This is a genomic window from Acidithiobacillus acidisediminis (assembly GCF_023277115.1).
Classification (GTDB): Bacteria; Pseudomonadota; Gammaproteobacteria; order Acidithiobacillales; family Acidithiobacillaceae; genus Igneacidithiobacillus; species Igneacidithiobacillus acidisediminis.
In genome coordinates, this window is record NZ_JALQCS010000001.1 from 2,345,890 (window position 1) to 2,369,678 (window position 23,789).

The 23,789-nt window shown below is 57.9% G+C and carries 19 protein-coding genes; 9 read left to right on the forward strand and 10 right to left on the reverse strand.

Annotated elements, in window-relative coordinates:
* The first annotated feature begins 7 nt into the window (after positions 1–7).
* From M5D89_RS11785 to M5D89_RS11820, 8 genes are all read left to right on the forward strand, one after another.
* Positions 8–1,309, forward strand: coding sequence for a YeaH/YhbH family protein (locus M5D89_RS11785; protein WP_248885991.1), 1,302 nt, complete (start codon positions 8–10; stop codon positions 1,307–1,309).
* A complete protein-coding gene (locus M5D89_RS11790) occupies positions 1,302–2,783 on the forward strand; it encodes a SpoVR family protein (RefSeq protein ID WP_248885992.1) in 1,482 nt (493 codons plus the stop codon). Before M5D89_RS11785 ends, M5D89_RS11790 begins: the two co-directional genes overlap by 8 nt.
* A 57-nt stretch (positions 2,784–2,840) precedes the next feature.
* On the forward strand, positions 2,841–3,053 hold the full coding sequence (locus M5D89_RS11795) for a DUF3311 domain-containing protein (RefSeq protein WP_248885993.1): 213 nt from the start codon (positions 2,841–2,843) through the stop codon (positions 3,051–3,053).
* Positions 3,054–3,057: 4 nt separating this feature from the next.
* Complete coding sequence (mctP, locus tag M5D89_RS11800; RefSeq protein ID WP_248885994.1) at positions 3,058–4,599, forward strand: monocarboxylate uptake permease MctP; 1,542 nt, start codon at positions 3,058–3,060, stop codon at positions 4,597–4,599.
* Between the two features lie 137 nt (positions 4,600–4,736).
* Positions 4,737–5,600 (forward strand): bifunctional methylenetetrahydrofolate dehydrogenase/methenyltetrahydrofolate cyclohydrolase FolD, encoded by an 864-nt coding sequence (gene folD / locus M5D89_RS11805; protein WP_248885995.1) that lies wholly within the window; start codon positions 4,737–4,739, stop codon positions 5,598–5,600.
* A complete protein-coding gene (gene ppk1 / locus M5D89_RS11810; protein WP_248885996.1) occupies positions 5,597–7,678 on the forward strand; it encodes a polyphosphate kinase 1 in 2,082 nt (693 codons plus the stop codon). Before folD ends, ppk1 begins: the two co-directional genes overlap by 4 nt.
* Positions 7,671–8,318: a nucleotide-binding protein gene (locus M5D89_RS11815; RefSeq protein WP_248885997.1), complete on the forward strand. Its 648-nt coding sequence runs from the start codon at positions 7,671–7,673 to the stop codon at positions 8,316–8,318. The genes ppk1 and M5D89_RS11815 overlap by 8 nt, the downstream gene beginning before the upstream one ends.
* A complete protein-coding gene (locus tag M5D89_RS11820) occupies positions 8,308–9,768 on the forward strand; it encodes a CYTH and CHAD domain-containing protein (protein WP_248885998.1) in 1,461 nt (486 codons plus the stop codon). Before M5D89_RS11815 ends, M5D89_RS11820 begins: the two co-directional genes overlap by 11 nt.
* Before the next feature lie 15 nt (positions 9,769–9,783).
* Here the strand turns inward: M5D89_RS11820 and M5D89_RS11825 are convergent, their stop codons facing one another.
* From M5D89_RS11825 to xseB, 10 genes are all read right to left on the reverse strand, one after another.
* Positions 9,784–10,086: a hypothetical protein gene (locus M5D89_RS11825; protein ID WP_248885999.1), complete on the reverse strand. Its 303-nt coding sequence runs from the start codon at positions 10,084–10,086 to the stop codon at positions 9,784–9,786.
* Between the two features lie 20 nt (positions 10,087–10,106).
* Entirely contained in the window at positions 10,107–12,710 is a 2,604-nt protein-coding gene (gene pepN, locus M5D89_RS11830) for an aminopeptidase N (protein ID WP_248886000.1), read from the reverse strand.
* Complete coding sequence (dsbG, locus tag M5D89_RS11835; RefSeq protein WP_248886001.1) at positions 12,707–13,552, reverse strand: thiol:disulfide interchange protein DsbG; 846 nt, start codon at positions 13,550–13,552, stop codon at positions 12,707–12,709. The genes pepN and dsbG overlap by 4 nt, the downstream gene beginning before the upstream one ends.
* Before the next feature lie 101 nt (positions 13,553–13,653).
* Positions 13,654–16,254 (reverse strand): ATP-dependent chaperone ClpB, encoded by a 2,601-nt coding sequence (gene clpB / locus M5D89_RS11840; protein ID WP_248886002.1) that lies wholly within the window; start codon positions 16,252–16,254, stop codon positions 13,654–13,656.
* Positions 16,255–16,296: 42 nt separating this feature from the next.
* On the reverse strand, positions 16,297–17,469 hold the full coding sequence (locus tag M5D89_RS11845) for an MFS transporter (protein ID WP_248886003.1): 1,173 nt from the start codon (positions 17,467–17,469) through the stop codon (positions 16,297–16,299).
* Positions 17,463–18,560: a chorismate synthase gene (gene aroC / locus M5D89_RS11850; protein WP_248886004.1), complete on the reverse strand. Its 1,098-nt coding sequence runs from the start codon at positions 18,558–18,560 to the stop codon at positions 17,463–17,465. Before aroC ends, M5D89_RS11845 begins: the two co-directional genes overlap by 7 nt.
* Before the next feature lie 3 nt (positions 18,561–18,563).
* Positions 18,564–19,325: a GTP cyclohydrolase FolE2 gene (folE2, locus tag M5D89_RS11855; RefSeq protein WP_248886473.1), complete on the reverse strand. Its 762-nt coding sequence runs from the start codon at positions 19,323–19,325 to the stop codon at positions 18,564–18,566.
* Positions 19,326–19,396: 71 nt separating this feature from the next.
* Positions 19,397–21,265, reverse strand: a complete 1,869-nt coding sequence (dxs, locus tag M5D89_RS11860) for a 1-deoxy-D-xylulose-5-phosphate synthase (protein WP_248886005.1) — start codon at positions 21,263–21,265, stop codon at positions 19,397–19,399.
* A complete protein-coding gene (locus tag M5D89_RS11865; protein ID WP_248886006.1) occupies positions 21,262–22,167 on the reverse strand; it encodes a farnesyl diphosphate synthase in 906 nt (301 codons plus the stop codon). The genes dxs and M5D89_RS11865 overlap by 4 nt, the downstream gene beginning before the upstream one ends.
* 3 nt (positions 22,168–22,170) lie before the next feature.
* Positions 22,171–22,434 (reverse strand): exodeoxyribonuclease VII small subunit, encoded by a 264-nt coding sequence (gene xseB, locus M5D89_RS11870; RefSeq protein WP_248886007.1) that lies wholly within the window; start codon positions 22,432–22,434, stop codon positions 22,171–22,173.
* Positions 22,435–22,574: 140 nt separating this feature from the next.
* On the opposite strand from xseB, the gene M5D89_RS11875 reads away from it, so the two are divergent.
* Complete coding sequence (locus M5D89_RS11875; protein WP_248886008.1) at positions 22,575–23,789, forward strand: MFS transporter; 1,215 nt, start codon at positions 22,575–22,577, stop codon at positions 23,787–23,789.

The following is a 23,789-nucleotide window of genomic DNA, read 5'->3' on the forward strand; positions in this document are numbered from 1 at the left end:
GTTCTGCATGAGCAGCATCATTGATCGTCGTCTATCGGGATCACGCTCCGACGCGAATCGTGAACGTTTACAGCGACGCGTGCGGGGGCGATTGAAGGAAGCCGTCGAAAAGATGGGGCGCGCCGGCGCAATCGAGTCGTTGAGCAAAGGCGACAAGGCGGTGGTCATCCCGGGCAACGATTTGCACGAGCCCAGTTTTCGTCGCGATCCGAGCCAGGGTTCCTGGGATCGCGTTTTCCCCGGCAACAAGAGCTTTCATCGCGGCGACGAAATCCCGAAAGGCGGCGGCGGTGGACAATCCGGTCGAGAGGGCGCACCCGACGGGGAAGGGGATGACGTCCTTGGCGTTCTGTTGTCTCCAGATGAGTTTCTCGACCTGCTCTTCGACGGTCTTTCCCTCCCCGATTTACGACTGGGAACCGGCGGTGAGATAGAGGCCGAGCAGTGGCACCGCAGCGGCTTCGTGCGCGACGGCAGCCCCTCCCGCATGCATGTGTCACGCACCATGCGCGCGGCCCGAGCCCGGCGTCTTGCCTTGCGAGCGGGCAAGCGCAAGGCGTTGGAAGAGTACCAAAAAGAACGCGACGTTCTGCAGCAAGAAATCATCGCGCGCCGGAAGAAAAAGGCTGATGTCAGTATTGAAGAAGAACGGTTACGGCAACTTGACGAACAGATTTCCGTATTGCAGCGCAAAATCCGCGCGATACCCTTCATTGACGATTCCGATCTTCGCTTTGCTCATATCGACCGACAAATGCAGCCCCGCAGTCAAGCGGTGATGCTTTGTGTCATGGATGTCTCTGGCAGCATGGGAGAAACGGAAAAGGATTTGTCCAAGCGCTTTTTCCTCCTGCTATACCTGTTCCTGCAGCGACAATATCGGAATGTACAGATTGTTTTTATCAAGCATCACAGTGTTGCTCAGGAATGCACGGAAAAGGAATTTTTTGCCGCCCGCGAGGGTGGTGGAACTTTGGTCTCCCCTGCCTTGGTGCTGGCGGAAGAAATCATTTCTGCACGTTTCCCCGCGAGCGACTGGAACGTATATTTGGCGCAGGCATCAGACGGCGACAATTACTTTGCCGATAATGTCGTGGTAGAGGAAACGTCCCAACGTCTATTGGAGGAGTTACGCGGCTTTTATTATCTGGAGGTGAACCGCGATGATGAAAGCCATCTCCTGCAGCTCTATCAAGAACTCCAGGAGCAGTATCCGCAATTGGTTTGCACGCGGGCACAGCAGCGTGAGGATGTGTATCCATTGTTCCGTGAACTGTTTTCCAAATCGCAGGTGAAAGAACATGTCTAATCTGCTCTTTACCGATAACGATTGGTCTTTCTCCCGCCTCGACGCGGTAGACCGCGCCTGCGCCAAGATCGCTCAGGAAGAACTGGGGTTAGACACCTATCCCAACCAACTGGAGTTGATCAGTGCTGAACAGATGCTGGATGCCTATGCCTCCATTGGCCTGCCGGTATATTACGCCCATTGGTCGTTTGGCAAACAACACGCACTGGAATCGGGGCAATACAAACGTGGCGAGATGGGGCTTGCCTACGAACTGGTGATCAATAGCAACCCTTGCATCAGTTATCTCATGGAAGAAAATACCATGACGATGCAAACGCTGGTCATTGCTCACGCGGCATATGGCCACAATGCGTTTTTCAAAAACAATATATTCTTTCAGCAATGGACAGACGCGGAAGGTATCCTCGACTACCTGAGCTTTGCCCAATCCTATATCGCTGCCTGCGAGGAGCGTTATGGAGTCCAGGAAGTCAGTGCTGTGCTCGACGCTGCCCATGCCATTGCAAAAAATGGCATAGATCGGGCGCGTCGTCCGCGCCGCCTTTCCGCCCGCGAAGAGGAAGCCAGACGTCAGGAGAGGGAAACCTATCTCGAGCAACAACTCTCTGCACTCTGGAGCACGCTGCCACCGCCAACAAATGATAGTCCCAGACCAGAACCTTCGCGTTTCCCCGCGGAACCACAGGAGAACCTGCTCTATTTCATTGAAAAAAATGCGCCCCAGATGGCCAATTGGCAGCGGGAAATTTTACGGATCGTGCGCAAGATCAATCAATATTTATATCCGCAAGGCCAGACCAAGATCATGAATGAAGGCTTTGCCTGTTTCGTTCATTATTACATCATGCATCGCCTGCATGAAACCCGGCAGATCTCTGATGGCAGTCTACTGGAGTTTTACGCCAGCCACACGGCTGTCGTTTTTCAGCCCGATTATGATGATCCACGTTACAACGGCATCAATCCCTATGCCCTGGGTTTTGCCGTTTTCCGTGATATTCAAAGGATTTGCCTGCAACCCACGGACGAGGACCGACGATTTTTTCCCTTCGCTGGGGATCCAGACTGGAAAAAGCAAATTCTCTTTGCCATGCGCGAATTCCGCGACGAGAGTTTTCTGTTGCAATATCTCTCGCCGAAAGTCATCCGCGACCTGCACCTCTTCGCACTGCACAGCGATCCAGATGCGGATGTCTATCGCGTCTCGGCGATCCATGACGATGCCGGCTACCGCGCGATTCGGGAGCATTTGGCACAGCAGGTTGCGGAGAGCAGCCGCCCGCCCAACATTGTGGTTGATCGGGTGGATCGCTGGGGCGACCGCCACCTGGATCTACGCCAACTCGATAATGCAGCACTGCTGGAAGGCGAGACGCGGAGCACCCTGCGCATGATTCGTCGACTGTGGGGCTACGACGTGTTTCTGTACCCGCACGACGCAGATACCCCCTGGTCTGCCCAAGACCACTGAGCTTTCCCCAGTTTTTTGCTATGCTCAGCCGCTGCAGACGCAGTGGTGAGACTCTACATGAAGCAAAAACGGACGCCTCCTCGATTGGGATGGCAAGGGCTGATCTACCTCTCGATCCCCTGCATTGCTGTGCTGGCGGTTCCCCTCTATAACCGCGCCAGCCCGAGCCTGTTTGGCATCCCCTTCTTCTATTGGTGGCAAATTGTTTGGGTTCCGCTGTCGGGTGTCTTTCTCTTTCTCGCCTACCGGCGTTACCAGACGAGAGATTGAGTAGATGCAGAAGCCTACCGCAATCATCGTCTTTGTTGCCTTTTTTCTCTTCATTGCCCTGCTGGGATTTCTTTCCGCGCGGTGGCAGCGCGGCGACCTGAGTCAGTTACACGAATGGGGACTTGGGGGTCGGCGATTTGGCGCCTGGATCACCTGGTTTCTGATCGGCGGCGACCTCTACACCGCCTATACCTTTATCGCAGTGCCCGCGCTGGTATTTGGCGCCGGTGCACTGGGCTTTTTTGCCCTGCCCTACACGGTATTGGTCTATCCCTTGGTCTTTGCGGTGTTGCCCCGCCTGTGGGTGATTGCAAAGCACCACAATTTCATCACCACGGCAGATTTTGTGGCCGCACGCTACGATAGTCCCTTGTTGGCTTTGGCCATCGCCATCACCGGCATCATCGCGACCATGCCTTACATTGCTCTGCAATTGGTGGGTATCGAGGTGGTCATCGGCGGCCTCGGTTTTCCCACCCAAGGGATTGTGGGCGAATTACCGCTGATCGTGGCCTTTGTCGTTCTCGCCACCTTCACCTATACCAGCGGCTTACGTGCTCCGGCCTCCATCGCCATCGTCAAGGATGTATTGGTCTACATCACGGTGCTGGCATTGGTCGTAGTCGTACCCTGGAAACTCGGTGGCTTCGGCAAAATCTTTGCGGCCATTCCTAGCCACCAGCTCTATCTTCCCGCCATCCATGCCGGCAATTTTGGCTTGCAGTCCTTTTATTTTAGCTTGGCCCTGGGCTCGGCCTTGGCCCTTATGCTGTATCCGCATGCCAGCACCGCCGTGCTCTCGGCCAAGGGCCCCAAGACCCTGCGTCGCAATTGGATTTTCCTGCCGGCCTATTCCTTTGTGTTAGGGCTGATCGCCCTGCTTGGCTATATGGCCTATGCTGCGAAATTGCCAAACAATCCGGCGCTCGCCCCCTACTTTCACCAGTATGGACCGCAATTCGCCATGCCTGGCCTGCTATTGCAGTATTTTCCCGGTTATTTCGTAGGTATTGGGTTTGCTGCGGTAGCGATAGGCGCCTTGGTTCCCGCGGCGATCATGTCGATTGCCGCCGCCAACCTGTTCACCCGCAATATTTACCGTGCATATATTCGCCCTAACTGTGATGCACGACAGGAAACGCAAGTCGCAAAACTGGTTTCTCTGGTGGTGAAATTTGGTGCCCTTTTGTTTATTTTGCTGCTCCCCATGCATTTTGCCATCCAATTGCAACTCTTGGGTGGTGTCCTGATCTTACAAACCCTGCCTGCGATCGTCGGTGGTATTTATACACGCTGGTTTGATCCTCGGGCATTGCTCCTGGCTTGGGCCATTGCCCTGGCTTGGGCAATTTGGGCCGCATCGCTGACCGGCTTTCAAAAGTCGGGCTACGCGTTGCATCTGTTGGGGTGGGTGATCCCCGGGTATATTGGCTTGTATGCATTGCTACTGAATTTTTTGGTGGCGTCTCTTGCTACGCTGGCCCTGCGTGCGAGCGGGCGTCATTCCGTACGTGACCATACCGATACCGCGGCCTATCGAGAGTAAAAGTTTGCGCTTGACAATGGCTATCCACCCCCGAACAATCTCGATCACTATTCCATACCTTACCCATAGAGGGATTGCATGCACGCCCTAGATCGCCCACTTGCTCCGCGCCTTCCGGTTTCTGAGGAGGTCGGCAAATGACCGCGATCCGAATCGATGGCAAGGCGGTTGCGCAACGGCTGCGCGAGCAAAGCAGGGGTGCGGTGGAAGCCTTCCGCGCCCGGCATGATCGGGCACCCGGCCTTGCCGTGATTCTGGTGGGCACCGATCCCGCCTCGCAGATCTACGTACAACACAAGCAAAACGCCTGCAAACAGGTGGGTATCGAGTCCCATGCTCAAATTCTCGCCGGCGATAGCGACCCCGCACAGTTACTGGCGGAAATTGCGCGTTGCAATGCCGATGATCATATCGATGGCATTCTGGTTCAGCTCCCTTTGCCCGCACAGTTCGACGCCGAGGCGATGATTGAAGCCATCTCCGTCCACAAGGATGTCGATGGATTCCATCCCTACAATGTCGGGCGCTTGGCGTTGCGTGCGCCCACCCTGCGCTCCTGTACCCCCGCCGGGATCATGACGCTGCTGGCGGAATATCAAGTCCCGGTCAAAGGGCGGGAAGCGGTCATTGTTGGCGCCTCCAACATCGTCGGGCGGCCCATGGCGCTGGAATTGTTGTTGGCGGGAGCGACGGTAACGGTTTGTCATCGCTTTACCGAAAATCTTGCCGCCCATGTCGAGCGCGCCGATATTGTTGTCGCTGCGGCGGGCAAGCCAGGACTGATTCGTGGATCGTGGATCAAACCGGGAGCAGCGGTGATTGATGTCGGCATCAATCGTTTGGCAGATGGGAGCTTGGCCGGAGATGTCGAGTTTGCCGAAGCGGCGGAGCGCGCGGGATGGATCACCCCGGTCCCCGGCGGCGTTGGCCCGATGACCGTCGCCACGCTGCTCCAAAACACCGTGCATGCCGCGCAAACACGTCTCGAGGGCAAGGTATGACGGAGACCCCTACCCCCTCTCTCAGCGACCCCAGTCTCTATTTCAATCGTGACCTGAGCATCCTGGAATTCAATCGTCGCGTCCTCGCCCTCGCCGATGATGATCAGATCCCCCTGCTGGAACGATTGCGTTTTCTCACCATCGTCTCCAGCAATCTTGATGAATTCTTTGAAGTGCGTTTTGCTGGGGTCATGCAGCGGCGCAAATATGGTGCTGGCCCCCTGGGTCCGGATGGTTTGGGTCCGGAAGAGGAAATGCGAGCCGTATCGGCGGTGGCCCATCAAATCATTGCCGCACAATACCGATGCTTGAATGAACGGCTCATTCCCGCCCTCAGTTCTGAGGGAATTCACTTGCTGCGTCGGCGCGAATGGAAGGCGGCACAGAAACGCTGGGTGGCGGAGTATTTTCGCGCCGAGGTTCAGCCGCTTCTAACGCCGTTGAGTCTGGATCCGGCGCATCCCTTTCCCAAGGTCCAGAATAAGGGACTGAATTTTGCCATCGTGTTGGAAGGGGATGACGCCTACGGCCGGCACAGCCCCATCGCCATCGTACAGGCGCCCCGCATTCTGCCCCGCATCATCCAATTACCCAAGGAAATCGCAGGAGCGACGGATTTTGTCTTCCTCTCCTCGGTAATCCACGAAAACATCGATAGCCTGTTCCCGGGCTTGGAAGTCAAGGGCTTCTATCAGTTCCGCGTTACGCGCAACAGCGAGCTTTTTGTCGATGAGGAAGAAGTCGACAATTTACTCGATGCGATTGCCGACGAACTCACTACCCGGCCTTTTGGCGAAGCCGTGCGCTTGGAGGTGGCCAATAACTGCCCCCCTGCCGTCTACGAATATCTCTTGCGCCATTTTGACCTGGGGGCAGAAAACCTCTACACCTTGAGCGGTCCAGTCAATCTCTCCCGCATGGCGGCCATCATCGACATGGTGCCCCGCCCGGATCTGCTCTATCCCACCTTCCTGCCCGGAACGCCAGACCGTTGCCTGCGCAGTGAAGAAATCTTTACCCAACTGCAGCGTGGCCCACTCCTGCTCCATCACCCCTACCAGAGCTTCTCGCCGGTGATCGATTTTGTGCGTCAGGCCGCCGCCGATCCGCGGGTATTGGGCATCAAGCAAACCCTCTATCGCACGACGAACGATTCCGCCATCATCCAGGCCCTCATGGATGCTGCCGTGGCAGGCAAGCAGGTAACGGCGGTAATCGAACTCAAGGCGCGCTTCGATGAAGCCAACAACATTCATCTTGCGGAGGAGCTGGAGAGCGTTGGCGTACAGGTAGTTTATGGCGTCGTCAAACATAAGGTCCATGCCAAGATGATCCTCGTCCTGCGGCGTGAGGACGATGGTCTGCGCCTCTATGGTCATTTAGGGACGGGCAATTATCATCCTCGCAATGCCCGTATCTATACCGATTTCAGCCTCCTGACCGCAGATCCGACCATTACCGCAGATATGAATGCCTTGTTCATGCATATCACCGGGATTGGTCAGGCGCCGCGTCTGAAGCAACTGCTGCAAAGCCCCTTCACGCTGTTCAGCGGCATGCGCGAACGGATTGCGGCGGAAACAGCCCTCGGTCCGCGCGGACGCATTCTCATCCGCGTCAATGCTCTCATCGATCCTGATTTGATTGGCGATCTTTATCAGGCTTCCCAGGCCGGCGTAAAGATTGATCTCATCGTCCGGGGCGCATGTGCCCTCCGACCGGGGATCCCGGGTGTATCAGAGAATATTCGCGTCATTTCCGTTGTGGGTCGCTTCTTGGAGCACAGCCGGGTATTTTATTTCGGCGGCAACGGGAGCCCGGAGATCTGGATTTCCAGCGCTGACTGGATGGGGCGGAATTTGTTCCGGCGCCTGGAGGTTGCCGTTCCAATCCGCGACCCGGACCTCAAAAAACGTATTCAGCGGGAGGGCTTGGACTACTATCTCAAGGATCACTGCAACGCCTGGGAGATGCACAGCGATGGTAGCTACCAGTCACTGCGACGTATCGATGATGATTGTTTCAGCGCGCAGCAGGCCTTACTGAATCAATACGCGCGAGGGACCAGTGGTGGCTAAGGAACACTGCCGCATCTTGGTGCTGAATAGCAAAGGTGGGGCTGGGAAGACCACGCTGTCCACGAATTTGGCCAGCCTTTTGGCACTACGCGGTTCGGTGCTGCTGGCCGATCTCGACCCGCAAGGCTCGAGCATTGCCTGGGGCAAAAGGCGCCCCGAAGCGTTGCCGAAAATCGTGCTCATGGACGACCCCGAGCGGGATTTCCGAGGCTATCCCGCCAGCGACTATGTCGTTTTCGATGCGCCCGCGGGGCTCAAACGTAGTCGTTTGGAGGATATGCTGGGAGAAGTCGAGGTCCTGCTGGTACCCATTACCCCATCCCCCTTCGATATAGACGCCAGCAAGCTCTTTCTGCAACGTCTGGACGAAATCAAACGCTTTCGCAAAGGCAAGGTACGCATGGGCGTAGTTGCCAACCGCGTCAAGATGCGCAGCCAGGCGGAAAGGCTCCTGACGCAGTTTTTGCAGGAGCTCGATCTCCCCTTGGTGGCCACCCTGCACGACAGCCAGATCTACGTACGCGCCGCCCTGCAGGGCACTGGCTTGGCAGACCTGCGCGCCGCCGAGGCACGCAAGGAATTGCCGCAGTGGGCGCGAATTCTGCGCTTCGTGCAAACGGGAGAACTCTATGGAGCGTGAGATCAAACTCGAAGTCCTCCATCCCGAGCTGTGGCAGGAAATCCTTCTCCATCCGCTGATTGAACTGGACAAGACGCCCGCGCAAAAGCTGCACGCAATCTATTACGACAGTGCAGATGGGGCCTTGCGCGCAGCCGGGATCGCCTATCGGGTCCGTCGGGAAGGACGACGCTGGGTGGCAACGGTGAAGCTGGCCGGGACTGCCGAGGGGGGATTGCACCAGCGTCCAGAGTGGAACGTCGCAGTACGCAAGCACGATCCTGATCTGCAGATCTTTGATGCCGAACCACTCAAAACCTTGCTCGCGCCCTTTTTGGGCCTGCACTTGCTGCCGGTATTGGAAACCGTCTTCCAGCGGCGAGAGAAAGAAATTTCCTATCACAGTGCGCGGATCTTGCTCGCGGCGGATTGGGGGAAAATCCGGGCTGCGGGAAAGACACAGCTCATTCACGAGATCGAGCTCGAGCTTGCCGAGGGAGAGCTTGCCGATTTATTGCAATTGGCCAGTGCGCTCTGCGCTAGTTTGCCACTCTGCCCCGATGACGCCAGCAAGCTCGCGCGGGGTATGGCCCTGCTGGGGGAAGCCGCGCGCGTCGACACGTCGAAGGTACCTGTCCTGCGCGGACGCGCGGCAGCCGGGAGCACACTCAGCGCGGTCCTGATCGCGGCAGCACACAGCATCCTCAGTGGCCTGGTCCAGCGGCAAATGGATAGCAGAACCGACTTGCATGCCCTACGTAAGGAGGTGCGTGCCCTGCGTGCCCTGCTGCGCTTTTGCAAGGGTATGGACCCTGACGACCGACTACGTGGGGTGCGCAACGGCCTTGCGGTATGGTTTCATGAACAAAGTTTGCAGCGCGACGTTGATTCCCTCGCCGAACACTGGGTGGCTATTGCCCCGCGCCTCGGGCAAATCTCCAGCCCCTTACCAGAGACATTATCCTATTCTCGCCTGTCTGGCCGCGACCCGCGGGTAGATTCCCGCGCACGTCTAGCCGCAGAACTCCTCGTCCTCTGGTCTCAACTCTTGCGCCATCCCTTGGCCGACGACGAAACCGTACGCAGCTATGTGGAAGAGCGATTGCAGCGCATGGACGAACATTTGACCTACGTAGATCCCGAGCAGGTCGCCGAATTTCATCGCCTACGTATCGCCCTCAAGACGCTGCGCGATGTGCTACTGTCTTTGCAGGAACTGTGGCCAGCTAAGGATACCAAGCCTTATACCAAAGCCCTGCATGCCGTACTCGAGATCGTCGGCATGATCCGGGATGCACAGATCGCACAACAACACCTGCCGCAACTAATCAGCGGCGGCAATGCTGCGAGCGACTTGGCCTTTCATGCCGGAATTTTGCTCGGTTATTTACAGGCGCGACGGGAACGGGAGAGCAAGCGCTTGCGCAAACACTGGGAACGCTTTCGCCAGGCCACCCGTCCCTGGACCTGAGCGGAACACAGGACCTCAGCAGTCGTCCAGACCTTCCCGTATGCGCTCGACCCGGCGTGCCAACAGGGCGATATGGTGCGCCAGACAATATTCGTCATGGCTCACTTCCCACTCCCGCGCCTGCTCCTCGTCGACCTGGAGATCTGCACAGAGTTTGCGCAACGCCTCACAGTTGTTGCTGTCGAATAAAAATCCAGCTAGTTCAGTCACTTGATCATTCTTGTTGTTCGCACCCAGGACTGCATAGGCCGCATCCAGGCATGTATCGTCTCTTCTGGCCAAGGCCTGTTGTAATGTCTCGTCCCCTTCGATCTTCATTTTCATCTCCTTTTGCTTGACTATGCGAGCGAACGCTCCAGAATTTCCCCCAAATCCCGGGAGAGATTTTTTTTGCTGCGCAAATCTGCCATGGCGGCAAGCATTTTTTCCTGGCGGTTTTTGTCGTAGCGTCCCCAACGGCTAAAGACCGTGGCCAGGCGTGCGGCCGTCTGCGGGTTCAAATCGTCCAGTCGTCGCAATTGCTGGGCATAGAAGTGATAGCCCGACCCATCTGTCGCGTGGAATACCGGCAGATTCGCGGCAAAGGCGCCCAGAACGGCACGCACTCGGTTGGGCACGCGCCAGGAAAATGCCGGATGCGACAAGAGTGCCTCGGCGCGTTGGAGCGTATCTGCCGCTACCCGCCCCAGTTGTAGGGAAAACCAACGATCAACGATGAGCGGATGATGCTGCCACTGTTCATAAAAATCGTCGAGCAGGGCTTGGGCATCGTAGTCTGGAGTAAAGGTTAGCAGCTGTAGCGCCGCAAGCCGGTCGGTCATGTTGTCCGCAGACCGGTACTGGCTCTCGGCCCAGGCACGTGCCTGGTCTCCCTTGTCGCCAGCCAAGGCATAATACAAGGCCAGATTGCGCAAACGACGCGCGCCCATGGCACGACCATCGCGCCGGTATGGTGCCGCCAGCCCTTGATAGAGACGTGCCCAGTCACCGCCAAATTCCGTACCCAGTTGCGACCGCAGCGCCTCCCGCGCTCGGTGAATGCCGTCCACATCGACACAATCCATCTGCTGTCCAATGGCCTCTTCTGTCGGTAGGCTCAAGAGCTCGGCGGTGAACGCCGGATCCTGCTCGGCCTGGGCCAGGGCAGCAGCAAAGGCCGCGCGCAGTTCCCCTGTCACCGGGGTTGCAGAGGGCTCCTGCACGGCGGACAGGAGCATTTTCTGCGCGATGCGTTGCAAGCTGTCCCAACGATTGAAGGGATCATCATCGTGTTGCGCGAGAAAGGCATCAACTACCTCCGCATCACTGCGCTTGAGCTGTACCGGCGCGGAAAAGTCGCGCAGCAAGGAAGGTAGGACCGGCGCAGAAAAGGGGCCAAACACCCAGTCTTGCGCAGCATCTTCGAGGAGAAGCACGGTTTCTCGCTCTCCCGTCGGCAAGAACGCCGGGCGTCCATCCGCAAAAAAGAATGCCAGCCGCACCGGGATGGGCACCGGTAGTTTCTTCTCTTGGCCCGGCGTTGCCGGGGTATGCTGCTGCAAACGCAGCAGATATCGCCCGGTGCCCGCATCAAAGTGCCCATCTGCTTGCAAACGCGGCGTGCCTGCTTGGGCGTACCAGCGCAAAAAGCCGGAAAGATCGCGCCCACTGGCCGTGGCAAGGGCATCGAGGAGCTCTTCGATCCGCACCGCCTGCCCATCGTGACGCTGAAAATACAGATCCGTGCCTGCGCGGAATGCCGCTGCACCGAGCAGGGTGTGCATCATGCGGATCAGTTCTGCCCCTTTCTCATACACGGTGGCCGTGTAGAAGTTGTTGATTTCCTTGTAGGATTCAGGGCGCACCGGATGTGCCAGAGCGCTGGCATCCTCGGCAAATTGGGCACTGCGCAAGCGGCGCACATCGCCAATCCGCTGCACGCCGCGAGAATTCATATCGGCAGAGAATTCCTGATCGCGGAATACCGTCAAGCCTTCCTTGAGGCTCAGTTGAAACCAATCGCGCAGGGTAACGCGATTGCCGGTCCAATTGTGAAAATATTCGTGCGCAATGACCGATTCGATCCCTTGGTAATCACTATCGGTAGCCGTTTCGGGACTGGCCAGGACATACTTGGAATTGAAGATGTTCAGGCCCTTGTTTTCCATAGCCCCCATATTGAAGCTGTCCGTGGCAACGATCAGATAGCGATCCAGATCATATTCGCGCCCATAGACCTGCTCATCCCAGGCCATGGCCTTCTGCAGACTCTGCAGGGCTTGCGCACAGGCATCGCGATCCCGCTCCGCGACATAGAGCTCCAAGCCAACCTGCCGTCCAGACTGGGTAATGAAATGATCCTTGGCGCAATGAAAATTCCCGGCAACCGCGGCAAAAAGATAGCAGGGCTTGAGAAACGGATCTTCCCAACGAGCCCAATGCCAGCCATCGGGCTCTTCCCCCGTCGCTATACAGTTGCCGTTAGAGAGCAGAATGGGGCAAGACGATTTCGGCGCGTGCAGAGTGACGGTAAAACGCGCCAGGACATCCGGTCGATCCAAGTACCAAGTGATGCGGCGAAACCCCTCCGCCTCGCATTGGGTGAGAAAGACTTCATCTGCGTAATACAGGCCAGATAGAGCGGTATTCGCTTCCGGTTGGATATGCACTCGGCTTTCGAGGGTAAAGGCATCCGGAACCGAATGAATCCATAATCTACCATCCTCTAGCGTATATCGATCCGTCGCCAGACTTTCCCCATCCAGAGACAGGGAGAGCAGTTCCAAGCCTTCTCCATCGAGAAGCAGATCTTGCGTCTGCGGATCCACGCGGCGTACTGAGAGCCGGGAGTGGACCTCCGTCAGCGTGGGCCGCAGAAAAATATCCAGAGCGACTTGATCAATAGCAAACGGTGCTGGCCGATAGTCCTGACGATGAATGGTGATCGCGCTGGAGTCCATCATTGACACTTACCCTCCGCGTCGAAGCTTCCGATCCCAGAGAGGAACTTGCCCAAATTCTGCGCCATACCATGGCTGATTTCCGCCTTTCCCTTTTTGCTGCAATAGAGAATCGTGGGTGTGGCAACCTCACCGCTGTCTTGCAAGAACTGGGTGTTTTTCTGCAGCTCTGCCAATACGGCGGGACTGGGATTGGCATCTGGGTGAATGGCGCCCTCTTCGGTCTCTGTATTGAACCCCTTTTCATTCTTCGCCATCGCTGCAATCGGGTCCTTGGCCGACAGAATTGCTGCCGCCTTGCCTTCACTGGAGGGCTTCAAGAAGGCAACGACCACATAGCGCACCCGCAACTTTCCGGCGGCAATCAGGGGTTTGGCATCCTCGTAGAACTTATGGCAGAAGATACAGTTGGGGTCGACAAAGGCAATCAACTCCGGTCCCTTGGTCCCAAGCACGAAAGACTTGGCTTGACTGGCGGTCTGCTCCGCCAGCTGCGCTGCCGGCTTGGGCTTGGGTAATAGCCCCGCCTCCTCAGCATTCTTGCGAATCACGTTCTCACCCGCGCTGTTGATGATCGCCTGGGCCAGGATCAGATACTTACCATCCGGGCTGGCATAGGCAAGGGACTTGTGGCCCTGATCTTCCACCACGATTGCCGTCAATCCGCCTGGCCCAGCCAACACCTTGTCCACCTGGGCCTGATCGTGGGTGACGGCACTCACCAACTGCTGCGCGGCACTTTTCGAGAGTACCTTACCGGAGCCGTCCTGTCCTGGTACCGGGTGACTCCCTGCACAGCCGGAAAGAAGCAGGGCGGCGGCTAGGACAAGAACGCGTACACGCATAGGAATACTCCTGGATCACTGGGCAAAAAAGTAATGGCCATCATACGCAATTCGCCCGGACTGGCGCCAGTCGCGGGCGAAACTGCCTCTATGACCAAGAATTACGACAACGGTTCAGCGTGAAAAGCGAAGGCATCCTCCTCCAGATCGACGTGAATCAGCTCGCCGCCACGGTAGTCGCCCCGTAACAGGCGCTGCGCCAGCGGATTCTCGATCTCCTGCTGAATGGCGCGCTTGAGCGGCCGCGCCCCGTAGACGGGATCAAAGCCAATCTCCGCCAGACGATCGATCGCGGCATCGCTAAGCACGAGATCCATATCGCGTTCCCGCAGACGAGCCCGCAGCCCCTGCATCTGGATCTCGGTAATGGCACGGAGCTGCCGCGCATCCAACGGATGAAAAATGACGATTTCGTCGATCCGGTTGAGGAACTCCGGCCGGAAGTGAGCCTGCACCACGGCCATCACTGCCGTACGCATGGAATCCTCATCTCCACTGCGGCTGTACTCCTGAATCCGATCGGAGCCGAGGTTGGAGGTCATGATGATCACCGTGTTGCGGAAGTCCACCGTCCGCCCCTGGCCATCCGTCAATCGCCCATCATCCAACACTTGCAGGAGGATATTGAAGACCTCCGGGTGGGCCTTTTCCACCTCGTCCAAGAGCACGACGGAATACGGTTTACGGCGCACCGCCTCGGTCAGATAGCCCCCCTCCTCGTAGCCCACATATCCGGGGGGCGCACCAATGAGGCGGGCGACAGAGTGCTTCTCCATGAATTCGCTCATGTCGATGCGTACCATCTGCTCGTCACTATCGAAGAGGAACTCCGCCAGTGCTTTGCTGAGCTCGGTCTTGCCCACGCCGGTGGGCCCCAGGAAGAGAAAAGAGCCATTGGGCCGCCGCGGATCGGAAAGGCCAGCGCGAGAACGACGGATGGCATTACTTACCGCCTGCACCGCTTCGCCCTGCCCGACCACCCGCGCCTGCAGCCGTTCCTCCATCTTCAGTAGCTTCTCCTTTTCCCCTTCCAGCATCTTCGCTACCGGAATCCCGGTCCAGCGGGCAATGACCTCAGCAATCTCCTCTTCCCGCACTTCAGTACGTAACAGGGTGGGGGCCTTGCTCGTCGCTCCCGCCTCTTGTTGTTCAGCTTGCTGCAGTCGCGCCTCCAGCTCGGGGATCAGACCATACTGGATTTGTGCCATACGGTCGTAGTCCGCCGCGCGGCGCGCATTGTCGAGCTCGATACGCAGGCGATCAATTTCCTTCTGAATCTGCGAAGTCCCCTCGATGACCAGCTTTTCCGCCTTCCAAACCTCTTCCAATTCCTGAAATCTGCGTTCGGCCTCGGCAATCTGCTCTTCCAGAACTTCCAGGCGCTTTTTGCTGGCTTCGTCCTTTTCCTTCGCCAAGGCCACCTTTTCGATATTGAGCTGGATCAGACGACGCTCCAGCTCATCCAGGGCCTCGGGCTTGGAATCGATTTCCATCTTGATGCGCGACGCGGCTTCATCGACCAGGTCGATGGCCTTGTCGGGCAAATTCCGATCGCTAATGTAGCGATGCGAAAGCTGGGCCGCCGCGACCAACGCCGGATCGGTGATGCGCACCCCGTGGTGCGCCTCATAACGCTCTTTCAAGCCGCGCAGGATAGCGATGGTGTCCTCAACCGAAGGTTCATCGACGAGCACCCGTTGGAATCGGCGTTCCAGCGCTGCGTCCTTTTCGATGTATTGGCGGTACTCGTCCAGGGTCGTGGCACCGATGCAGTGCAGCTCGCCCCGCGCCAGGGCGGGTTTGAGCATATTGCCGGCATCCATCGAACCCTCGGCCTTGCCTGCCCCTACCAAAGTATGAATTTCATCAATAAAGAGAAGGATTTGTCCCTGACTTTTCGCGAGATCATTCAATAACGCCTTCAAGCGTTCTTCAAACTCCCCACGAAATTTAGCGCCAGCAATCAGTGCGCCCAGATCCAGCCCTAAGAGGCGCTTGTTGCGAAGAGAGTCCGGCACCTCACCGTTGATGATGCGTTGCGCCAACCCTTCGACAATGGCGGTCTTACCGACCCCAGGTTCGCCAATCAAGACGGGGTTGTTCTTGCTGCGCCGCAATAACACCTGAATGGTGCGCCGAATCTCGTCATCGCGGCCGATGACCGGGTCCAGCTTGCCTTGGGCAGCCCGCTCCGTGTAATCGATAGTGTATTTTTCCAGCGCTTGCCGCTGTTCTTCGGCGTTCGGATCGTTGATCTTTTCCCCGCCATGCAAGGCGGTAATCGCCGCTTCGAGATCCTTGGCCGTTGCCCCGGACTCTTTCAGCAGGCGTCCTGATTCCCCTTTATCCTCCAACAGGGCAAGGAGAAAATGCTCCGTGGAGATGTAGCCGTCGCCGCGCTTCTGGGCGATCTTGTCGGCCAGATTGAGTAGATTGACCAGATCACGTCCAAATTGTATCTCTCCCGGCTGGCCTCCCTGGACCTTGGGCAAATTGTTGACTGCGCGCCCAAGCTCGTTGCGCAGGGCATCCACCCGCACCCCCGCTTTACTGAGCAAGGGGCGAGCGATTCCACCGTCCTGGTCGAGAAAGGCAGTCAGTAGATGTAAGGCATCGACCTGTTGCTGATCATTGCCGAGGGCGAGGCTTTGCGCCTCCTGCAGGGCTTGTTGAAACTTTGTGGTGATTTTATCACTGCGCATCTGGCGACTCCTTTGTCGGATGATGTGCAGGAGATGGGCGCCTCAGGCGAATTTTTCAAGAGCCGGCTGGCGACGAAACATCCCAAGCAAAAACAAAGTCGCGACAGCGGCGAGGATGCCGGCAGCCAAAAAGGCGCCACTTCCACCCCAACGCGACCAGGCCCAGCCCGCTGCCAGCGCCCCGATGCCTCCACCCAGGCCATAGACCAGGCTGGCATAGAGGGCCAAACCGCGGGCCCGCAGGGCGCGGGGAAAACGCGCAAACACCCAGTGAATGGCGGCCAGATGAAAGGCGGCATAACTTGCCGCATGCAAGACCTGAACGAGTACGATCCAAGTGAAATCCGGCCACCAGGCAATCACCATCCAGCGCAAGGCGGTCAGGATAAATGCGGCAACAAAGACCAGCGTGGTGCCGAGCCGGCGCAATACTCGATCGCCGAACCAGAAAAAAACCACTTCGGCGAGGACTGCAAGCGCCCAGAGCAGACCAACGCTGAGACTGTCATAACCATGCGCCTCGACGTAGATGGAATAGAATGCGTAATACACGCCATGACTGGCCTGCTCCAATAGTCCCGCGAGCAGAAATAACCACAGGCGTGCGTCACGCAATTCCAGCCAGAAGAGCGGTGCCTTGCCTGACTGCTCGGCATCGTGCGGATCAACGGCAAAGGGTAGACCACGGCTCACCCACCAGGTGAGCAGCAGAAACAGCGCTATCCCCGGCAGAAAGCTGCGCAGCCCCCAGCGGGCCAGCAACGCACCCATCCCCAAGGAAAGGGCGATAAAGCCGAGGGATCCCCAGAGACGGATACGGCCATAGCGTCGTCCCTGCTGTTCTGCCCAGGCCATGGTGATGCCATCCACCAAGGGCAAGGTTGCTGCCCAGAAAAAAGAAAACAGTAGGGTGATGAGAAGTAGCGGCAGAAAATGTGCGCTGCCGCTAAAAAGCAGGAGAAAACTCATGAGGGCTGCAAGGCCACCCCAGGGTATCAGTCGCCTGGCCGGCTGATAGTGCAAGAGCCAACCCCAAAGGTTTGGCGCCAGCACCTTGCTGAACTGAACAGCTGCCGTCAACACACCGATGGCAAATGCGTCCTGACCTTCGCTGCGTAGCCAAGGGCCCCAATAGGGCATGAAGGCGCCCAGGGCACAAAAATAGAAGAAATAATACGCAACGAGGGATTGTCCCTCGTAACGTCGATTCAACATTGCGTGGGGATGGGAGGAATTGGCGCGACGACGTCGGCATTCTGCGCCCGCTGGCGCAGATAGTGATCCATCAGGGTAAGGGCCAACATGGCCTCGACAATGGGCACGGCGCGAATACCCACACAGGGATCGTGGCGCCCAGTAGTGACGATTTCAATGGCTTGCCCATATAGATCGATACTGGGCCGGGGGATACGAATGCTAGAGGTCGGTTTGATGGCGACTGAAAACCGCAAGTCCTGGCCACTAGAAATGCCCCCCAGCACCCCGCCGGCGTGATTACTGGCAAAGCCGCCCGGGGTCAGAGGGTCCCCATGCTCGCTACCACGCTGCTCCACGACTGCAAAACCATCACCAACGGCGACTGCTTTGACTGCATTGATACTCATCAGAGCCTTGGCGGCATCGGCCTCCAGACGATCAAAGACAGGCTCACCCAAACCGATGGGCATGCCAGTCACCCGCACATCGACACGGGCGCCGATGGAGTCGCCTGCCTTGCGCAACTCGTCCAGATACCCTTCCATGCGGCTTGCCGCCTCGGCATCCGGGCAGAAAAATGGGTTCTGATCAATCTGCTCTTCTTCGAACACCTGCGCGCGGATCGGCCCCATCTGCGCCAGCCAGGCGCGGATCTCCGTGCCCAGACGCTCACGCAGGTACTTCCGCGCGATGGCACCGGCCGCAACCCGGGTCGCCGTTTCCCGCGCCGAGGAACGCCCGCCACCGCGGTAATCGCGCAGGCCGTATTTCTGCAAATAGGTATAGTCCGCATGACCCGGACGAAAACTGTCCTTGATCTTGCTGTAATCCTGGGAGCGCTGGTCGGTATTGCGAATCAGCAGGCCAATCGGCGTCCCCGTGGTTACGCCCTCGAAGACCCCAGAGAGAATTTCCACCTGGTCGGCTTCCTGGCGCTGCGTTGTGTGGCGCGACTGCCCTGGGCGGCGGCGATCCAGTTCGTGCTGAACATCTGCCGCGCTGAGAGAAAGGCCTGGCGGACAGCCATCCACCACTGCGCCAATAGCCGGGCCATGGCTCTCACCAAAGGTACTGACGCGAAAAAGCTCACCGATACTGCTACCAGCCACGGGTTATTTTTCTCCCTCGATGTAGGCGTAGGCAGAATGGTTGTGGATCGATTCGAAATTTTCCGAGGCAACCGAATAACGCCGTACCCGCGGGTCATTTTGCAAGCGCAGGGCAACGTCACGCACCATGTCCTCGACAAATTTGGGGTGGTCGTAGGCGTATTCTGTCACATACTTTTCGTCCGGTCGTTTGAGTACCCCATAGAGCTGTGAGGACGCCTCCTCCTCGACCAAGTCGATGAGGTCCTCGATCCATAGCGTTTTGCTTGCCTCGACCTGCACGGTTACCCGCGAGCGTTGATTGTGTGCGCCATATTCCGAGATGCTCTTGGAGCAAGGACAGAGGCTGGTAACCGGGACATGGACGATCAGAGAAGAATGGGGATCCTGACCGGCGATCTCGCCATTCCACTCCACCTCATAGTCGAGATAGCTTTCTACGCCAGAAACGGGTGCCTTCTTGCGGACGAAGTACGGGAACTGCAATTCAATACGCGCACTCTCCGCCTCTAAGCGCTCCTGGGTTCGGTACAGTAGCTGATCCAGGGTAGTGACACTCAATGGCTCCGTCTGCTCCTGCAGAATCTGCAGGAAACGGGACATGTGCGTGCCTTTCAAATGGGCTGGCAAGCCAACATACATATTGCAGAATGCCGCCACGTGCTGGCTGTGGCCAGCGCGATCAACGACCTGCAGCGGGTGACGCACCGCTTTCACCCCCACCCGCTGAATGGGGATGGCACGTGGATCGGCGCGCCCCTGCACGTCTTCCAAAACATCTGCAGCACAATCTCTCACAAGAACCTCGGCGAATGCTTGACTAGTTTAGTCAGATATTACGCGCCACCTTCCCGGGCGGCAAGGCGCGCGAGCAATTCCTCGCCAGATCGACGAATCCCTTCTGCATCCAGCCCCAATTCCGCGACCCACAATGCTGCCTCGCCGTGTTCGATGAATTGATCCGGTAGGCCAAGGATTTTCAGGAGGGGCTGCTGCCCCTGATCGAGGAGAGCCTCGGCCACGGCACTGCCCGCCCCCCCCATCCGCACGCCCTCTTCCACCGTCAGGAAGGCATCATGGGTGGCAGCAAGCTGCTGGAGCAGCGCCTGATCCAAGGGCTTGACGAAACGCATGTTCACCACCGTGGCGTCGAGCTCATGACCGGCCTGCAGGGCTGCCTCCGCCCGCGTACCGAAGGACAGAATGGCGAGGCGCTTTCCCTCGCGCAGAGTTTCTGCGCGCCCTACTGGGATCTGCCGCTGCAGATCACCGTCGCCAATATTTCCGTGGGCCGCTCCGCGCGGATAGCGCACGATCACTGGCCCAGGGTGGGCGTAACCCGTGTTCAGCATGTCGCGCATCTCTTGGGCATCCTTGGGGGCCATGATGACTACGTTGGGGATGCAACGCGCATAGGCGATATCGAAGGCCCCCTGATGCGTTGCACCGTCGGCACCTACCAGACCTGCCCGATCCACGGCAAAGAGCACCGGTAGATTTTGGATGGCAACGTCGTGCAAAAGCTGGTCATAGGCACGCTGCAGGAAGGTCGAGTAAATGGCCACGACGGGATGATAGCCCTCACAGGCCAGCCCGGCGGCGAAGGTCACGGCATGCTGCTCGGCAATACCAACGTCGAAGTAGCGTTCAGGAAAAAGTTGCTCGAAGCGCACGAGGCCCGAACCCTCGCGCATGGCCGGCGTGATGGCGACCAGTTTTGCTTCTTTGGCCGCCTTGTCGCAGAGCCAGTCCCCAAAGACCTTGGTATAGCTGACGGTAGAGGACTTGCGCATGGCGCCGCTGACGCGATCGAAGGGTGTGACCCCATGATAGGTGCAGGGGTCCTTTTCTGCCGGCGCATAGCCTTTGCCCTTGCGGGTGATCACATGCAGTAGTCGCGGCCCGCGGATCTTTTTCAGGTTTTCGAGTGTCGGAATCAGGACATCGAGATCATGGCCATCGATAGGCCCGTAGTAATTGAAGCCCATTTCCTCAAAGAGCAAGCCCGGCGAAACCAGGCCCTTGACCCCTTCTTCTGCCTTTTTCGCCAGCTCGCGCAGCGGCGGCACAAAGCTCAGGGCCTGCCCGGCACCCTCCCGCACGGTGTTGTACAGGGGATTGGACAAGAGACGAGTGAGATACTGCGACACCGCACCGACGTTGGGCGAGATCGACATCTCGTTGTCGTTGAGCACCACCAGCAGATCGGCATCCAGAACACCACCATTGTTGAGCGCCTCATACGCCAAGCCGGCGGTCATGGCTCCATCACCAATGATCGCCACTACCTGGCGACGCTGGTGATCAAGGGATGCCGCCACCGCCATTCCCAGCCCGGCACTGATCGAGGTACTGGAATGCCCGGCACCAAAGGCATCGAAAGGGCTTTCATCCCGCTTCAGAAAACCCGAGAGGCCGTCCTTCTGGCGCAGGCTCGGAAATTGTGGACCCCGGCCGGTCAGGACCTTATGCGGATAGGCCTGGTGTCCTACATCCCAGATCAGACGATCCTCTGGAGTCTGGAACACTGCATGCAGGGCCACGGAAAGTTCCACGGTCCCCAAGCCAGAAGAAAGATGGCCACCGGTTTCGCTGAGAGTTTCGATGAGGAACTGGCGCAAGCGCTTCGCAACCTGCTTGAGCTCGCCACGGGACATGCCACGTAAGGTTTCCGCATCTGGAATTTGCTGCAACAAAGAATTCATCGGTTACGCTCGACAATCAATCGGGCCAAGGCGCGGAGATGCTCCGCCTCACTGCCCCAGGAATCCAGCTCACGTAGCGCTTCTTCCAAAAGGTTGCGGGCGTAGTCTTGTGCCTGCTTGAGGCCCAGCAAAGAGACGAAACCAGGTTTCTCGCGCTCGCGGTCGGCACCTTGCTTAGCCTTACCGGTTTGGCTGATGTCACCGATTTCGTCGAGGATGTCATCTTGCACCTGAAACGCCAGTCCGACGCGATCGGCAAAGCGAATCAGCGCTGCACCTTGGCGCGATTGTTCTGCCACGGCTGCAGCCGCAAGACCCAGTTGAATCGCACAGCGGATCAACATGCCAGTTTTGAGCAAGTGCATTTGCTCCAGGGCCGGTTGCGCCAACTGATGCCCCACCGCGGCCAGATCGATGGCCTGCCCACCTACCATGCCATGGGAACCCGCTGCTTGCGCCAGCGTCGCAATCATCTGCAGCTGTAGAGGGGGCGGCAGACCAGCAGGTTCCGCCAAGATCCGAAAGGCTTGGGTAAGCAAGGCATCACCCACCAGGATAGCAGTCGCCTCGTCATAGGCCTTGTGGCAGGTAGGCTGCCCACGACGCAGGTCGTCGTTATCCATGGCAGGCAGATCATCATGCACCAAGGAATAAGCGTGGATCATTTCCAGCGCCGCTGCGGGCCGGTCGAGCAGAGACTCGTGCACACCCAGCGCGAAACCCGTTGCGTAGACCAGCAGAGGCCGCACCCGCTTACCACCGCCCAAGGCGCTGTAACGCATGGCCTCATGCAATCGGGCTGGGAATGCATTTTCTGCGGGCAAGTAGGTGGCAAGACACTGCTCCGTCCGTGCCACAATGCGCTCACGGAAGGACGCAAAGGATTCCGGCTTGTTTGTCATAATTCAGTCCTCCTCGGCATCGCTTGCCATGGGAGTCGCTTCGCCACCGAGGAGGATTTCCACCTTTTGGCGCGCCTCACTTAGTTGTCTTTCCGCCCGCTGTGCCAGCTTCATTCCTTGTTGAAAGAGGGTGACGGACTCTTCGAGACCCAACTGTCCCCCTTCCATTTTTTCTACGACGCCCTCCAAAGAGCGTAAGGTGTCAGAAAAACTTTCGGGCGGCGGCTGGTCTACTGCTTGCTCTGGGGAATCTTTGGATACAGTCATGGTCGCAATTAAACACTAGGCCCCGGCCTTGGGGCAAGCCACTGTATGCAGCGATTCGGTCTTGCTGCTCCACTCAGGATACCTACTGGACGGTATGCTTTGTGAACCGTAGACTACGCGCTTCCGTAATCGGAGTGTCTATGTCCAGCATCGTCCGCGAAAAATCCCTGCCGCAGCGCCGGCCGAAATCCCCCACCCGCTTCGATGTCCTCGGCGCGATCAGCGTGTCGCACTTCTTGAACGATAGCATCCAGTCGCTGATGCTGGCGGTATATCCCCTGTTTCGCAGCAACTTCCATCTCAGCTTTGCGGAAATTGGTCTGATTACCCTGGCCTATCAGCTGACCGCGTCGATTATTCAGCCGCTGGTTGGACGTTATACAGATCGCCACCCGCTGCCGTGGTCCTTGCCCTTGGGTATGGTGTCCACCTTTGCTGGTCTGCTGCTCCTTTCCATCGCCCCCAATTACGGCATTCTGCTGCTGGCAGCGGCCCTGGTGGGATTGGGTTCTTCGGTATTTCATCCAGAGTCTTCACGAGTTGCACGCATGGCCTCGGGAGGACGTTTTGGCTTGGCCCAGTCCATCTTTCAGGTGGGCGGCAATGTCGGTACTGCGGTGGGTCCGCTTCTCGCGGCCTTTCTGGTCATGCCCAATGGACAACACAGTTTGTCCTGGTTTTCACTCTTTGCCCTCGCTGCCATCGTGATCCTGAGTTTTGTTGGGCGCTGGTACCAGCATCAGCATCGACAACCAAAAAAGATGGCAACCGTAGAGACGCCGACCCTACCCAAGAGTCTGGTGCGCCGCAGCATGGTCATTTTGGTGGTATTGATGTTCTCCAAGTTCATTTACTTGACCAGCATCAGCAGCTATCTGATTTTTTATTTGATGCACCGCTTTGCCATCCCGGTACGCGAGGCACAATTGCATCTGTTCATTTTTCTGGCGGCGGTTGCCGCTGGCACCCTGCTCGGCGGGCCGATCGGAGATCGCATCGGTCGCAAACGGGTCATCTGGGTTTCCCTACTGGGCATTGCGCCTTTCACCCTCGCCCTACCCTATGTCGGGCTGACCCTAAGTGCGCTGCTGACCATAGTCATTGGTTTTTTGTTGGCCTCCGCCTTTCCCGCGATCGTTGTCTACGCGCAGGAATTGGTGCCGGGTAAGGTCGGCGCGATCTCTGGCCTTTTCTTTGGTCTTGCCTTTGGCCTGGGTGGCATCGGCGCCGCAGTGCTGGGCCAACTGGCGGATGTCTGGGGCATTGATACCGTTTATCAGATCTGCTCCTTCTTGCCGTCACTGGGCGTTCTGGCCGCATTCCTGCCCCACCGACCGCAAGAGCAAGCGGCCTAG